Source organism: Pseudomonas moraviensis (assembly GCF_900105805.1).
In the GTDB taxonomy this organism is placed as follows: Bacteria; Pseudomonadota; Gammaproteobacteria; order Pseudomonadales; family Pseudomonadaceae; genus Aquipseudomonas; species Aquipseudomonas moraviensis_A.
Genome location: NZ_LT629788.1, coordinates 283825 through 299635 on the forward strand (window position 1 = coordinate 283825; position 15811 = coordinate 299635).

Annotated in this window: 13 protein-coding genes; 9 read left to right on the plus strand and 4 right to left on the minus strand. The window is 55.5% G+C overall.

Translation table 11 applies throughout. The annotated features are described in order from the left end of the window. Position 1: 1 nt before the first annotated feature. Entirely contained in the window at positions 2–1465 is a 1464-nt protein-coding gene (locus BLU71_RS01475; RefSeq protein ID WP_083352168.1) for an ATP-binding protein, read from the minus strand. 356 nt (positions 1466–1821) lie between these two features. After that, positions 1822–2331, minus strand: coding sequence for a Bro-N domain-containing protein (locus BLU71_RS01480; protein ID WP_016983946.1), 510 nt, complete (start codon positions 2329–2331; stop codon positions 1822–1824). Positions 2332–2904: 573 nt separating this feature from the next. On the opposite strand from BLU71_RS01480, the gene dcm reads away from it, so the two are divergent. From dcm to BLU71_RS01495, 3 genes are all read left to right on the plus strand, one after another. Then, a complete protein-coding gene (gene dcm / locus BLU71_RS01485) occupies positions 2905–4341 on the plus strand; it encodes a DNA (cytosine-5-)-methyltransferase (protein WP_083352169.1) in 1437 nt (478 codons plus the stop codon). Positions 4342–4385: 44 nt separating this feature from the next. Beyond that, complete coding sequence (locus BLU71_RS01490) at positions 4386–4868, plus strand: very short patch repair endonuclease (protein WP_016983948.1); 483 nt, start codon at positions 4386–4388, stop codon at positions 4866–4868. 110 nt (positions 4869–4978) lie between these two features. Further along, positions 4979–6307, plus strand: coding sequence for a type II restriction endonuclease (locus tag BLU71_RS01495; protein ID WP_083352170.1), 1329 nt, complete (start codon positions 4979–4981; stop codon positions 6305–6307). A gap of 133 nt (positions 6308–6440) precedes the next feature. Here the strand turns inward: BLU71_RS01495 and BLU71_RS01500 are convergent, their stop codons facing one another. After that, the gene (locus BLU71_RS01500; protein ID WP_016773579.1) at positions 6441–7691 is read right to left on the minus strand and encodes a ribonucleotide-diphosphate reductase subunit beta; all 1251 of its coding nucleotides are present in this window, start codon (positions 7689–7691) and stop codon (positions 6441–6443) included. Positions 7692–8241: 550 nt separating this feature from the next. Beyond that, the gene (locus BLU71_RS01505; protein ID WP_042607210.1) at positions 8242–8502 is read right to left on the minus strand and encodes a DUF2790 domain-containing protein; all 261 of its coding nucleotides are present in this window, start codon (positions 8500–8502) and stop codon (positions 8242–8244) included. A 409-nt stretch (positions 8503–8911) separates the two neighbouring features. Between BLU71_RS01505 and acs the strand changes: the two genes are divergently transcribed. From acs to BLU71_RS01535, 6 genes are all read left to right on the plus strand, one after another. After that, positions 8912–10867: an acetate--CoA ligase gene (gene acs, locus BLU71_RS01510; RefSeq protein WP_042607209.1), complete on the plus strand. Its 1956-nt coding sequence runs from the start codon at positions 8912–8914 to the stop codon at positions 10865–10867. A gap of 708 nt (positions 10868–11575) precedes the next feature. Further along, positions 11576–12349, plus strand: a complete 774-nt coding sequence (locus tag BLU71_RS01515) for an ABC transporter substrate-binding protein (RefSeq protein ID WP_039757969.1) — start codon at positions 11576–11578, stop codon at positions 12347–12349. A gap of 91 nt (positions 12350–12440) precedes the next feature. Further along, positions 12441–13130 carry an ABC transporter permease gene (locus tag BLU71_RS01520; RefSeq protein WP_016773583.1) on the plus strand — a complete coding sequence of 230 codons (690 nt, stop codon included), beginning with the start codon at positions 12441–12443 and terminating at the stop codon, positions 13128–13130. Next, positions 13127–13825: an ABC transporter permease gene (locus tag BLU71_RS01525; RefSeq protein WP_042607208.1), complete on the plus strand. Its 699-nt coding sequence runs from the start codon at positions 13127–13129 to the stop codon at positions 13823–13825. The genes BLU71_RS01520 and BLU71_RS01525 overlap by 4 nt, the downstream gene beginning before the upstream one ends. A 1-nt stretch (position 13826) precedes the next feature. After that, on the plus strand, positions 13827–14939 hold the full coding sequence (locus BLU71_RS01530) for a succinylglutamate desuccinylase/aspartoacylase family protein (RefSeq protein WP_083352171.1): 1113 nt from the start codon (positions 13827–13829) through the stop codon (positions 14937–14939). 27 nt (positions 14940–14966) lie between these two features. Next, the gene (locus BLU71_RS01535) at positions 14967–15731 is read left to right on the plus strand and encodes an ABC transporter ATP-binding protein (RefSeq protein ID WP_042607206.1); all 765 of its coding nucleotides are present in this window, start codon (positions 14967–14969) and stop codon (positions 15729–15731) included. The last annotated feature ends 80 nt before the right edge of the window (positions 15732–15811 follow it).

Below are 15811 nucleotides of genomic sequence, written 5' to 3' on the forward strand. Positions count from 1 at the left end.
ATTACCACCTTTTGTCCTTGAGGTGTTTTACAACGAGGTCGGCTTGACTGGCCCACGGTTCTGTTGAAGCAAGAATTTCACGCAGCGCTTTCATATCTCCTCCTGAGTGGAGCAGCAGTGAGGGAAGAGCTGAGTCGAGTTTGTCGAGAAATATGTCCTTGTCTAGTATTCCTTGATTCATCATCTCTGGTCGGGACGAATAGTCCTCTCCGATACTTACAATCGGGAAGCAGTCCTCGATGACTCCGAGTGTTGCCGCAAAGGCTTTTGCTCTATCCCTATTCTCGTCTTCTAGCATACCGGCGATCAGCGGGTGCTCCCGATTAACATAGTAGCGAGCCTCACCGTTTCGAACGTATTTTGCCCAGACCGACGTTTTTCCCGCTTCTTCGCGGATACGCCCACCTCGGGACTGAAATACCTTTCCCGATTTCCTCTTGAGTCCGCAGACAATATCCTTCAAGCGGCTCTTAAGCCCTGAGGGAAGCTGTGCGTCTGCCTTATCGAGCGTGATCTTCCATATCGCATCAAGGGTGTTTGGAATGTTGATGGCAATTCTGACAAGTTGCGACAGCTCCCCGTGCCTCACTAACCGAAACCAAGTCCCGTGTATGATGAGTCGGTGCTGCCGATAGACATAGAAGCCTTGATTGCGAACAAAACCCTCTTCTCCGCTGAGCTGATCGTGCTCACCTGCAGTCAACTTCGAATAGTGCGGTAGAATAAATGACTGCACCTCAATAGGCTGGCCGTCGAGATTAAGCGTTTCTTTTGGCTGGGCCTGCGTCGCATCATGGTTACGCAGAAAGGGATCTATAGGCTTCAGCGCACTTCCGTTGAAACTAATACTGAGTTTCCGAAGGCCTTCCTCGCCACCCAAATACCGATGGAAAATGAGTGACAGCTGCTTCTGGGCATGCGCGACTAAATCATTGAATCCCTTGCCGCCAACTTGACCATATTCGGACAGGCGATCGCATGTGCTCCAGATGATCTCGGTCCCGTCGCGCTCAAGCAGCCGGTGATCGGCTTGGGCTTCAATCTCTTCAAATTCAAGAATCCCCATTTTCCAATCAGCGATATCATCCAGATTCCAAGACGCGCCGGTAAGGAGGCCATTCTGTCTCGTAACGACTGTCAAATGCCTGCATTGTGAGAGTGATGCGGACTTCATCCCCCACCCGAAGCGACCGAGGTCATCATGGGCCCGTTCCTCATTAGGATTGGTGCTGGCGGGTCTCATCGCCCGATGAAGCTCGACGTTCGTCATTCCTGATCCGTCGTCTAGAATCCTGACTTCGGGTCCATCATCCTTCCGGATGCATTTGATATCGATGCTATGGGCTTTTGCCTTAATGCTATTGTCGATAATGTCGGCGAGAGCACTCGACAGATCGTAATTCCCAAAGCTACGCGCTGAGGTCATCAGCGCAGACGCGTCAGGAGGATTATTCATATGCTTCATATCCCCCCCCCATTTGCCCAAAAAAGCTGGGGTAATCCCACAACTTAAATATTTTTTGTCTTCGAAGACGCAAGCTAGCCTGAAGCTTGGCTGCGATCGATAGCTATCGAATGTAGCACCTGTTTTTTAAAAAACTACTATGACTATAGTAGCAAATAGCCTTTCGTTGCTTTAGGGCACAAGGCTGCCCAATTTAGCGATGAAACAGGTGGACGCCATTCGAGAGTTGGGTTATCGGGTGCCGAGCGAGGTGGGGAGTCGAGTTTTGTGAGGGATCGATTCAGGCACCGCCGTTTAGCGCAGAAAAATCCGCTGCTTGGAAACTCAAGCGGCGGATTGTTTGATGACTTTGACATTCAAAGTCTGCGGACAAACTGGGACGCCTTACTCCACCAAGACTCCTGACGATTGAAAGAATCCTTGGCCAACAAACTTGGCATATCCCGCAACCGAATCCACGGCTCGCCCTGCCAGTGCAATGTACTCAGCGACATCTGCCGCCAGCTCAAAACACTCAATATCGGACGCTCAACTGATCGCGCCGGACGCGCATCACGCAGCGCAGGCACAACTTGATGCGTCACCCACTCACGAAGCTGGCGATACTCAGGACAGTAGTGATAGATCAGCAATGCATACACACCGGACTCACTCACCATCATATGCTCCTCAGCTTCGCCATAGGTCTCCACGCACATCATCTGCCGCTGATCTGCATCGAGTTTGCGCAGCTGTCGCTCATCCAGATATTTGCCCATCAATCGCCCCAGCTCATGGACGCAGAACCACGCCTGGTTCTCAACCAGAAGAGCGTGCAGATGAGTTTTGTTGCGGGTGAAACGAGTCGGGAGAAGTGGTTCAGACATGGCATGCCTCCTGACCTGGAAGCACGGGATTCGAACGGCGGGTACAGCGATTCACCTTCATCATGAAGGTTTGATATCCAGGCATTTCCATTTACCTCTGGCTGCTTTCTTAGGGCATTTGTTAGGGTGTCGGGAGCTAAGAAACCCACCAGAGACGGGCCGGACATATTCCCCTTTCGGGTCTTGTATTCGCCCACTCCCGACATAACGGGATTTTTCGCAGGCGTAGAGAAACCGCAGACGAAAAAAAGCCGCATGACTGTCGGGTGCGGAGGACCGCTCTGGTTTGTAGAGTTTCTTAGGCTCGGAGCTGAGGGTAGGGGCATCAGGGATGGTCGTCAACCAGCGACTTTTCCTACTGGTCCTGAGGCGAAAGGAAACCTGGACAAAGATGCAGAGTAAATTATGCTGTGTTTATATCCAGTATTTGATCGCCATCGAATCCCGCAGCTCCAACATCCGTGTAGCCATGACTCATCTCACGGAATCCAGGAAATTTCATTTACTTTGAAGTTTAGCGGGCTAGAATGGTGACCATTCGTCACAGTTTTGACCCAGAGGAATTTCGGGCTCATGAATCTTTTTGAAACACCGTCTTTTGAATCCTTGAGCGAAACAACCTCGGGTTCGTACGAGCCTGATACCCATCCCGTAACTGACCTGGCGCTACTGCACAAGCTGTTGGAGATCTACGACCAAGGGCAGTTGGCCGAAATTCTCAACGACGTTAGCCCGAGTCATTGGTGCCGTGAAACCATCAATCGCTGGATCAAGGGAAAGGCCTCGCCGAAGCTCTCTCACATTGAATTCACTCGTCTGAAGGATCTTCTGCCCAAGCGCTTGAACCACAAACCTTCATTCACCTTTATCGATCTCTTTGCCGGCATTGGCGGTATCAGGAAAGGGTTTGAAGCCATCGGTGGCGAGTGCTTGTTCACATCCGAATGGAACAAGTACGCCGTTAAAACGTACAAGGCAAACCACTACTGCGATCCTGCGCGTCATCGCTTCAACCTGGATATCCGCTCGGTCACGCTTTCAGACAAGCCTGAAATCAGTGACGAGGAAGCCTACAAGAACATTGATCGTGAAATTCCTGACCACGATGTTTTGCTGGCAGGTTTCCCATGCCAGCCGTTTTCGCTTGCAGGTGTATCCAAGAAGAACTCTTTGGGGCGCAAGCACGGTTTCGAATGTGAGACCCAAGGCACTCTGTTCTTCGACGTGGCCCGGATCATTGCCGCGAAGCGGCCAGCCGCATTCTTGCTTGAAAACGTAAAAAACCTGAAAAGCCATGACAAGGGCAATACCTTCCGGATCATTTGCGAAGCGCTGGATGAATTGGGCTATGAGGTTGCAGATGTAAATGCGCCAAAGGGATCAGATCCGAAGGTCATTGATGCCAGGCATTTCGTGCCACAGCATCGTGAGCGAATCGTGCTGGTCGGCTTCCGCCGCGACTTGAACGTTCACCAAGGATTCACGCTGAGCGAAATCAGTAAGCTCATACCAAAGCAGCGACCTAGTTTCGGTGATCTGCTTGATAAGGAAGTGGACGAAAAATACATCCTGACTCCGAAGCTTTGGGATTACCTCTACCGCTACGCTGCCAAGCATCGTGAGAAGGGCAACGGCTTTGGTTTTGGTTTGACTCGTCCAATCGACGTGGCTCGCACTCTCTCCGCGAGATATCACAAAGACGGGTCGGAAATTCTGGTTGACCGTGGATTTGTGGAAACGCTGGACTTCAACAGTGAGTTGAATCAGCTCAATCGTCCGCGTCGTCTGACTCCGCATGAGTGCTCGCGCCTGATGGGGTTCGACAAGCCGGGGGAAAGCAAGTTTGTGATTCCAGTATCTGATACCCAGGCATATCGTCAGTTTGGAAACTCGGTTGCCGTTCCGGTTTTCGAAGCGGTGGCCCGGTTGATGAAAGAGCGCATCCTGAAAGCGAAGGAGAAAATGGCCGATACTGGGCAGCCTCAATTGGAGTTCGCCCTTCCCACTTGATGCTGGAGACGCTTCGGCCGATCTGACGACAATATGGATGTGAAATGACTGATGTCGTGGATGTAGCTACTCGTTCAAGAATGATGGCTGGAATTCAGGGTAAAAATACCAAGCCTGAGATTCTAATCCGCAAAGCCCTGCATGCGCGGGGCTTTCGCTTTCGTTTGCACGTCAAAGACCTTCCCGGTAAACCAGATCTGGTGTTGCCGAAATATCGCGCTCTCATCTTCGTACATGGGTGTTTTTGGCACGGGCATGCGTGTAGATATTTCAAGGTTCCTCAGACTCGCCCCGAGTTCTGGCTGGAGAAGATCGGTAAAAATCAAAGACGCGATAGCCTGCAGGAAGAAGCGCTCAAAGCGATGGGCTGGAGAATTCTTGTCGTTTGGGAGTGTGCTGTAAGGTCGATGAGAAAAGAGAAGTCCTTATTGCTTGTTGACCTGATTGCTAGCTGGCTTAAAAATGGATCTAAATATATCCAGATCGACGAAAACATGTTGAGTCCGGGATGTGGCTCCTCACATTAGCGTGGGCTGAAGCTCATTGGCAGTTAGCTAAAATATGCAATTGTAGTGATTCCAGTCGAGCTGTTTGAGCCTATTAAGGTTCACCTGAATATCATAAATAAGGAATTACGATGGGTTTCCATCCTGAATGGAATGATATTTCTGCTTTGGTCAATCAAAGTGAGAGCATCTTCATTAAGAAGCTGTCTCGCAATGACACATCATGGGCGGATAGTTCCAAGAATGGGCATCAGAACGGATTTTTTATCCCTCGTCCTGTGGCTGAGTCTGACTTCTTTCCCCAACTGAGTAATTCAAATCCGGAAAAACCGCATATTTACGATGTGGAGTATCCGACGTTCTGGCCAGCCTCTGGCGAGATCAAAACATCGACAATCAAGTATTTTTCGATGCGTAATCCGGCTGATAAAGAGAAGGCAAGGCCAAGGTACGAGTGGCAGCATACGGGTATACCTAAGGAGCAATTCCAGCGGCTTTCTCCAGCATCGCTGCTCGTTATTGGAAAGCTCAAGCAAGCGCATTTTGGTTCAAGCTACTGGTTCATCGTCGTCGATTCGGTGAGCGAAGAAGCAGAAATTATTGAGACTGCGTTCGAGTTGGGTGCCGATTTTCATTATGGATTGTTCGATCCGACTGCTCTTGCCAAGCCTGCTTCCGAAACCGACCAGCTCATTGCTGAATTGTCGCAGGCGATCAAGGATGGAACGTTAGAGCAATTTATCAAGAAGCAGACTCTGCCATCTCCAGAGACACTAGCGGGAATGGCCCAGGAAAAATGGCTCGGTGAAAACGATCTGAGTGATATGAATCCGTACTGTGTCTCCATGCCAGGTGACGCGGTAATGCGCATTAGCAGGGACATTGAATACTCTATCTACAAGCAGGCGGAACTCCGTTTTCGTGCAGCTCAGGTCGCCCGACTTCTCCTTCATGGAGGAGGTGATCCTGTTGGAAATCTGGTTCGGGCGTTCTCTGAGCTCGACTCAATATTTCTAAGTGCGGCGCAAACCCGAAAGAGCAGGGCAGGGCTATCGTTCGAGCACCATGTAGGTAGACTTTTCAAGGACGGCCGAATTCGCCACGAAGCGCAGGCTGTCTTTGGTGGTCGTCGCCCGGACTTTGTTTTGCCGGACGTTAAGGAACTCAACATCAAGGGGGACGCTGTAATCGTTTCCTTGAAGACAACCCTGCGTGAAAGATGGAAACAGTTGGCGCTAGAGAAACCGTTTGGAGCAATCTTTCTTGCTACTGTTGATGATCGTGTGTCAGGTGAGGCCATTACGGAGATGGATAAAAATTCAATCACCCTGATCGTTCCGGAGTCCTTGAAGAAAGCTAAGGAGTCTGCTTATGCGGGCTACGATAATGTCATTACGTTCAGACAGTTTTTCGATGATGAGGTGAAGTCGAAGCGCCCTTCGATGATTATTCCGCTGTAGCAAGACGCCCTAAGCCATACATCTGGTTCTTATTTCGCACGTCCAATAAAAAAGCCCCGATCAGATCGGGGCTTTTTGCTTTCTCGACTCGCCGACTCAGGCTGCAATCGTCAAATCATACCAAGCGAGACTATCAATCCCAGCTCAACGCACCACCAGTCTGATACTCAATAACCCGAGTCTCAAAGAAATTCTTCTCTTTCTTCAAGTCCATAATCTCGCTCATCCAAGGGAACGGATTCGTAGTCCCCGGATACTCTTCCTTCAAACCAATCTGCGACAAACGACGGTTAGCAATAAACTTCAGATAATCCTCCATCATCGCCGCATTCATACCCAAAACCCCGCGAGGCATGGTATCCCGTGCGTATTCGATCTCCAGCTGCGTACCCTGCAGAATCATCTGGGTCGCTTCTTCTTTCATCTCGGCATCCCACAAATGTGGGTTTTCGATTTTGATCTGGTTGATCACGTCGATGCCGAAGTTCAGGTGCATGGATTCGTCGCGCAGGATGTATTGGAACTGCTCGGCGACGCCGGTCATTTTGTTGCGGCGGCCCATGGAGAGGATTTGGGTGAAGCCGCAATAGAAGAAGATGCCTTCCAGAACGCAGTAGTAGGCGATCAGGTTGCGCAGCAATTCTTTGTCAGTTTCCGGGGTGCCGGTTTCGAACTTCGGATCGGAGATCGAGCGGGTGTACTTCAGGCCCCAGGCTGCTTTCTTCGCGACTGATGGGATCTCGTGGTACATGTTGAAGATTTCGCCTTCATCCATGGCCAGCGATTCGATGCAGTACTGGTAGGCGTGGGTGTGGATCGCTTCTTCGAAAGCCTGGCGCAGGATGTACTGGCGGCATTCCGGGTTGGTGATCAGGCGGTACACGGCCAGGACCAGGTTGTTGGCAACCAGGGAGTCGGCGGTGGAGAAGAAGCCGAGGTTGCGCATGACGATGCGGCGCTCGTCGTCGGTCAGGCCTTCCGGGTTTTTCCAGAGGGCGATGTCGGCGGTCATGTTGACTTCTTGCGGCATCCAGTGGTTTGCGCAACCGTCCAGGTACTTCTGCCAGGCCCAGTCGTACTTGAATGGCACGAGTTGGTTAAGGTCGGCGCGGCAGTTGATCATGCGCTTTTCGTCAACGGCGACACGAGCGGAGGCGCCTTCGAGTTCGGCGAGGCCTTCGGCGACGTCGAGGGAGTTCAGTGCAGCCTTGGCGCGGGCCACGGCGGCCGAGTCGTCGGCGGTCACGGCGCGGGCTTCGAGCGCCGCGGCGCCGCCGGCGTTGTCGAGGCGGTCCATGTTGGCTTCGCTTGCGTGGCCGGCGTTGGCGCCTTTCACGGTTGCGACTTCACTGTCTTCTTTATCGAATTCGTCCCAGCTCAGCATGACGTGTCGTCTCCTGCGTGAGGGCTTGTGCCCGTGTGAAACCTGATGGGTTGGTTTTTCACACGGCCAAACAAGCCGCGTTGGATGTCGTTTTTTGCAGCGCTGCACGCAGGCAAATAAACAGAAATTTTGACGGGTTCCGAGAGCCTCTGATGGGCGCAATCAGTGTCTGGCACTGTTGCGGGGCTTCAGAATGGCTTTTGCTCCCTGTAAGGGAATATTGCTGACCCGTATGGGGCGGCATTATAGGGAAATTTTTACCGGCGTGGTGCGGCGAATCGGCTCATGGCGAGGCCGGGGAGGGGGTGGATTTCGATCCGACCGAGGGATTACAGGGCTTTGCGCTGATTCAGCGCGTGCAGATTTTTTTTCGTTAAATTTTTGGCAGGTGGTTTTCTGTTTAAAAAATAGCCAGAAAAGTACGGTTTTCACTATATCTTGTGTTTTGCAACCCTTATGGGCGTCTCCAGACACAACTGAGCCCGACCGAAGCCGGGCTGGAATCGACCCTCAATGTAGCGCTGAGCGATCCGATTCGGTGCAGTCTGATTCAGTTCGTGCAGCCGTTGCCCATGATGCTGTAGCGCAGGATGTGGCGTTGGCCTTTGGAGTCGTCGTATTCCATTTTTGCCGGTACTACTTCGCAGACATTTGGAATTTCGCTCATCGATACAACTTTGGCGATGTCCAGGTGTGTGGAGTAGGTGTATTCCTCGATAACCGGTTGTTGCTGTGCGACATCAGTCGGACCCTCGTTTGCCATGGCGGTTGCGCACAGACTGCTGAGGGCCAGAACCAATAAAGCTTTCATTTCTAATTCACCTTTTTGAGGTCGAGTGGGGTCACGCAACCTTTTTAGGGTTGCGTGTGGAGCTTGGGTATTTGATGCGTTACTTGGAGAGCTGGATTAACGGCCTTCGTGGGGGCTGTAACGTTGTTAATCGCGGTTGCCTTGTTGGCGAGGTCAATTTTAGGGAGTCGGGCGCGGGGTAAACAGACCGGGTTTTGATAAACACTTTTGGCATATTTGGTAACAATCCCCCGCACGGCCCTTGTAGGAGCTGTCGAGTGCAACGAGGCTGCGATCTATTGATCTTGCTTTGGAGATCAAAAGATCGCAGCCTGCGGCAGCTCCTACAACCATCGTCGAATGGTTCTATGGGGCCCACCCGGCTACAACGGGGTCATACAAAAACAACTATTACACCGAGGTAGGAAAGATGAGTGCGGCTTCTCTGTATCCCGTTCGTCCCGAGGTTCTGGCAAACACGCTGACTGACGAGGCGACCTACAAAGCCATGTACCAGCAGTCGGTCGTCAACCCTGACGGCTTCTGGCGCGAGCAAGCCCAGCGTCTGGACTGGATCAAGCCCTTCACCACGGTGAAACAGACCTCGTTCGACGATCACCATGTCGACATCAAGTGGTTTGCCGACGGCACCCTGAACGTTTCCTATAACTGCCTCGACCGTCATCTGGCCGAGCGCGGCGATCAAATCGCGATCATCTGGGAAGGCGACGATCCTTCCGAAAGCCGCAACATCACCTACCGCGAACTGCACGAGCAAGTGTGCAAACTGGCCAACGCCCTGCGTGGTCAGGATGTGCACCGTGGCGACGTGGTGACCATTTACATGCCGATGATCCCCGAAGCCGTGGTCGCCATGCTGGCCTGCACCCGGATCGGCGCGATTCACTCGGTGGTGTTCGGTGGTTTCTCGCCGGAAGCCCTGGCCGGTCGCATCATCGACTGCAAATCGAAAGTGGTGATCACCGCTGACGAAGGTATCCGCGCCGGCAAGAAGATTTCCCTCAAGGCCAACGTCGACGACGCGCTGACCAACCCGGAAACCAGCAGCATCCAGAAAGTCATCGTCTGCAAGCGCACCGGTGGCGACATCAAGTGGAACCAGCATCGCGACATCTGGTACGAAGACCTGATGAAAGTCGCGGGCACTGTGTGCGCGCCGAAAGAGATGGGCGCCGAGGAAGCGCTGTTCATCCTTTATACCTCCGGCTCCACCGGCAAGCCGAAGGGCGTGCAGCACACCACCGGCGGTTATCTGCTGTATGCGGCGATGACCCACGAGCGCGTGTTCGACTACCGCCCGGGCGAAATCTACTGGTGCACCGCCGACGTCGGCTGGGTCACCGGCCACAGTTACATCGTCTACGGCCCGCTGGCCAATGGCGCGACCACCGTGCTGTTCGAGGGTGTGCCGAATTACCCGGACATCACCCGGGTGGCGAAGATCATCGACAAGCACAAGGTCAACATTCTCTACACCGCGCCGACCGCGATCCGCGCGATGATGGCTTCGGGTCAGGCCGCGGTCGAAGGCGCCGATGGCAGCAGCCTGCGTCTGCTCGGCTCGGTGGGCGAGCCGATCAACCCGGAAGCCTGGGACTGGTACTACAAGAATGTCGGCAAGTCCCGTTGCCCGATCGTCGATACCTGGTGGCAGACCGAGACTGGCGGCAACATGATGAGCCCGCTGCCGGGGGCTCATGCGCTGAAACCGGGTTCGGCGGCGCGTCCGTTCTTCGGCGTGGTGCCGGCGCTGGTCGACAACCTGGGCAACATCATCGAGGGCGAGGCCGAAGGCAATCTGGTGATTCTCGATTCGTGGCCAGGCCAGGCGCGCACGCTGTATGGCGATCACGATCGATTCGTCGATACCTACTTCAAGACTTTCCGTGGCATGTACTTCACCGGTGACGGCGCGCGTCGTGACGCCGACGGTTACTACTGGATCACCGGTCGCGTGGACGACGTGCTCAACGTGTCCGGCCACCGCATGGGCACCGCCGAGATCGAGAGCGCGATGGTTGCGCATCCGAAAGTCGCTGAAGCGGCGGTGGTGGGTGTGCCGCATGACATCAAGGGGCAGGGCATTTATGTCTACGTGACCTTGAAGAACGGCGAGGAGCCGACCGAGCAGTTGCGTCTGGAGCTGAAGAACTGGGTGCGCAAGGAGATCGGCCCGATTGCTTCGCCGGACGTGATCCAGTGGGCGCCGGGGCTGCCGAAAACCCGTTCGGGCAAGATCATGCGCCGGATTCTGCGCAAGATCGCCACGGCGGAATATGACGGGTTGGGGGATATCTCGACCCTGGCGGATCCGGGTGTGGTGCAGCATTTGATTGATACGCACAAGACCATGAATGTTGCTTAAGCGTTAGAAGCACAGAAAGCCCCGTCCGGTATTACCGGACGGGGCTTTTTTGTGTCTGGAGGTTTTGTGGTGGCCGGGCTGGCCTCTTCGCGAGCAGGCTCGCTCCTACAGGGGATTGGGTTTCTTCAGTTGGAATGCAGTCACTGTAGGAGTGAGCCTGCTCGCGATAGCAATCTGTCAGACGCCGCTGTAGCCGCTTGTAGGAAACCGCAACACCCCAACCAATAATTATCGATCTGCGCCGCAGGACCCTTGCTGCTGTTACCCGTCACAACCCAATGTGTAACCCCCTGCGCCAAACCGGGGCGAAGGGAAACGTCATGCCCCGTTCCAGAGCCTCGCAGCCACCAGTGAAAAATAAGACACAACGCTGCGCTTGCCGGATTAGAAGGGTTTGCGAATAATGGGCCCGCAACTTGCAATATGTATCGGTTCACTGTCTTTCGCTCTTGCATGAAATTGCAGGGCTGTCAATGAGCTCAAACCGCTTTCTCGGTGCATCTGTAATTAGTTGTCGCATTGAAGAAATATCGGCTTCGGGCCTGTCGTTAGAATGCCGATCACTCGCTCATCGTGGCTGATGTTGAAATCGCCTGCGGTTTCAACGGGAAATTTCCGCCGATGCGCAACCGATTTCCGATTCACCCATTCGCATATTGGGCTGTCGCTCACTCTGCCGTTTTTGCCCTTTACCGATGGAGTCCCAAGATGAAGAAACTTGTGCTGCTTGGCGCCCTGGCACTGTCCGTGCTGTCGTTGAATGCCGTCGCTGACGAAAAACCTGTGAAGATCGGCATCGAAGCGGCTTACCCTCCATTCGCCTCGAAAGCTCCGGACGGCAGCATCGTCGGTTTCGACTACGACATCGGCAATGCGCTGTGCGAAGAAATGAAGGTCAAGTGCGTGTGGGTCGAGCAAGAGTTCGACGGTCTGATCCCGGCGCTGAAAGTGCGCAAGATCGACGCGATCCTGTCGTCGATGTCGATCACCGAAGACCGCAAGAAGTCGGTCGACTTCACCAACAAGTACTACAACACCCCGGCGCGTCTGGTCATGAAGGCCGGCACTCAGGTCAGCGAAAACCTGGCTGAACTGAAGGGCAAGAACATCGGCGTACAGCGTGGTTCGATCCACGAGCGTTTCGCCCGCGAGGTTCTCGCTCCACTGGGCGCCGAGATCAAGCCGTACGGCTCGCAGAACGAAATCTACCTCGACGTGGCCGCCGGTCGTCTCGACGGTACCGTGGCTGACGCCACCCTGCTCGACGACGGTTTCCTGAAAACCGACGCTGGCAAGGGCTTCGCGTTCGTCGGCCCGGCCTTCACCGACGTCAAATACTTCGGCGACGGCGTAGGTATCGCGGTGCGCAAGGGCGACGCCCTGAAAGACAAGATCAACACTGCCATCGCGGCCATCCGCGAAAACGGCAAATACAAAGCAATCCAGGACAAGTACTTCGCCTTCGATATCTACGGCAAGTAAGACGTCTCTGCGACAAGTCCGAAATGGCGCAAGCAACAGAATCTCTGCGGTTTGCGCCATTTTTTCATCCCAACTTTCGAGGACCTGAATCATGTTGAAAGGCTACGGGGCTGTCATCCTCGATGGCGCATGGCTGACGCTTCAGCTCGCCTTGTCGTCCATGGCTCTGGCCATCGTTCTCGGGCTGATCGGTGTTGCGTTGCGCCTGTCGCCGGTGCGCTGGCTGGCGTGGCTGGGCGACCTGTATTCGACGGTGATCCGCGGGATTCCCGACCTGGTGCTGATCCTGCTGATCTTTTACGGCGGTCAGGACCTGCTCAACCGCGTGGCGCCAATGCTCGGCTATGACGACTACATCGACCTGAACCCGCTGGCCGCCGGTATCGGCACCCTCGGTTTCATCTTCGGTGCGTACCTGTCGGAAACCTTCCGTGGCGCGTTCATGGCGATCCCCAAAGGCCAGGCCGAAGCGGGCATGGCCTACGGCATGAGCAGTTTTCAGGTGTTCTTCCGGGTGATGGTGCCGCAGATGATTCGTCTGGCCATCCCGGGCTTTACCAACAACTGGCTGGTACTGACCAAGGCCACCGCGCTGATTTCCGTGGTCGGTCTGCAAGACATGATGTTCAAGGCCAAGCAGGCGGCGGATGCCACGCGTGAGCCTTTCACCTTCTTCCTCGCAGTGGCGGCGATGTACCTGGTGATCACCAGTGTTTCGTTGCTGGCATTGCGTCACCTTGAGAAGCGCTACTCGGTAGGCGTAAGGGCGGCTGATCTATGATCTTCGACTACAACGTCATTTGGGAGGCGCTGCCGCTGTACTTCGGCGGCCTGCTGACCACCCTCAAACTGCTTGCGCTGTCGCTGTTCTTCGGCTTGCTCGCGGCGTTGCCGCTGGGGCTGATGCGCGTCTCGAAAAACCCGCTGATCAATGGCGCGGCGTGGCTGTACACCTACGTGATTCGTGGCACGCCGATGCTGGTGCAGCTGTTCCTGATCTACTACGGTCTGGCCCAGTTCGAAGCGGTGCGCGAAAGCTTCTTGTGGCCATGGCTGTCGAGCGCGACGTTCTGCGCCTGCCTGGCCTTTGCGATCAACACCAGCGCCTACACCGCAGAGATCATCGCCGGCAGCCTCAAGGCCACGCCGAACGGTGAGATCGAAGCGGCCAAGGCCATGGGCATGTCGCGCTTCAAACTGTACAAGCGCATTCTGCTGCCGTCGGCCCTGCGCCGGGCGCTGCCGCAGTACAGCAACGAAGTGATCATGATGCTGCAGACCACCAGTCTGGCGTCGATCGTGACCCTGATCGACATCACCGGCGCGGCGCGTACCGTCAACGCGCAGTTCTATCTGCCGTTCGAGGCGTACATCACCGCCGGCGTGTTCTACCTGTGCCTGACCTTCATTCTGGTCAAGCTGTTCAAACTGGCCGAGCGTCGCTGGTTGAGCTACCTCGCGCCACGGAAGCACTGATATGCAACGCATCGATCACGTATTGCCATGGAGCCATCTGGGCAGCGAGCGCAAGGTTTCGGTTTTCCGGTTTGGTAGCGGCGAGCGCAAGGCCTACATCCAGGCCAGCCTGCATGCTGATGAATTGCCGGGCATGCGCACTGCCTGGGAGCTGAAAAAGCGTCTCGGCGAACTCGAAGCCCAGGGCTTGCTCAACGGTGTGATCGAGCTGGTGCCGGTGGCCAATCCACTCGGGCTGGGGCAATTGCTGCAAGGTAATTTCCAGGGCCGTTTCGAGGCAGGCAGCGGCAAGAATTTCAACCGTGATTTCGTCGAGCTGAGCGCGCCGGTCGCGGCCGCGCTGGGCGACAGGCTCGGTGATGATCCGCATGCCAACGTGCGGCTGATCCGTCAGGCCATGGCCGATCACCTGGCCGCGCTGCCTGAGGCGAGCAGCCAGTTGCAAGGCATGCAGCGGGTGTTGCTCAGCCACGCCTGCACCGCCGATGTGGTGCTGGATTTGCACTGCGACGCCGAAGCCGCGCTGCACATGTACGCGCTGCCGCAGCACTGGCCGCAGTGGCGTTCACTGTCGGCGCATCTGAACGTCAAGGTCGGTTTGCTCGCGGAAGATTCCGGTGGCAGCTCCTTCGACGAGGCGTGCTCGCTACCGTGGCTGCGCCTGTCGCGGCAGTTCCCCGATGCGCAGATTCCGCTGGCCTGTCTGGCGACGACCATCGAGCTGGGCGGGCAGGCCGACACCGGTCGTGTCGAAGCCGAGGCTTACGCCGAAGGCATTCTGGCGTTTCTGGCCGAGCAAGGCCTGATCACTGGCGAGTGGCCGACCCCGGCGTTTGAACCCTGCGAAGGCGTGCCCTTCGAAGGCACCGAATTGTTGTTTGCCCCGCACCCCGGTGTGGTGAGTTTTTCCCGCAGGCCCGGCGAATGGGTCGAGGCGGGCGACGAGATTTTTCAAGTGATCGACCCTGTGTCCGATCGGGTCAGCACGGTAAGTGCTGGTACGTCCGGGGTGCTGTTTGCCATTGAACGGCTGCGCTATGCCCAACCCGGTTTCTGGCTGGCCAAGGTGGCGGGGCGCGAAGCGCTGCGTCACGGGCGCTTGCTCAACGACTGACTGACTGTTTTTGTGAGAACCGACCGCATGTACAAACTTGAAGTCCAAGACCTGCATAAACGCTATGGCAGTCACGAAGTGCTCAAGGGCGTGTCCCTGAAAGCCGCCGCCGGCGATGTGATCAGCATCATCGGCTCCAGTGGCTCCGGCAAAAGTACTTTCCTGCGCTGCATCAACCTGCTCGAGCAGCCGCACGCCGGCAGGATCCTGCTCAACAACGAAGAGCTGAAACTGGTGGCGAACAAGGACGGCGCGCTGAAAGCCGCCGACCCGAAGCAGCTGCAGCGCATGCGTTCGCGCCTGTCGATGGTGTTCCAGCATTTCAATCTGTGGTCGCACATGACTGCGCTGGAAAACATCATGGAAGCGCCGGTGCATGTGCTCGGTGTGTCCAAAGCCGAAGCCCGCGAGAAAGCCGAGCACTACCTGAACAAGGTCGGCGTGGCCCATCGCAAAGACGCGTTCCCGGGGCACATGTCCGGCGGCGAGCAGCAGCGCGTGGCGATCGCCCGGGCGCTGGCGATGGAGCCGGAAGTGATGCTGTTCGACGAACCGACCTCGGCCCTCGACCCGGAACTGGTCGGCGACGTGCTGAAAGTCATGCAGGCGCTGGCGCAGGAAGGCCGCACCATGGTCGTCGTAACCCACGAAATGGGCTTCGCCCGTGAAGTGTCGAACCAGTTGGTATTCCTGCACAAAGGCGTCGTCGAAGAAAGCGGCAACCCGCGCGAAGTGCTGGTCAACCCGCAGTCGGAGCGTTTGCAGCAGTTCCTGTCGGGTAGCCTGAAATAAATCAGCGCTGCCGTTGTGCACTCGATTAGGTCATGCTTCGCGATCTTCTGGCTGGCTCAGGTCCCCTGTAGGAGCTGACG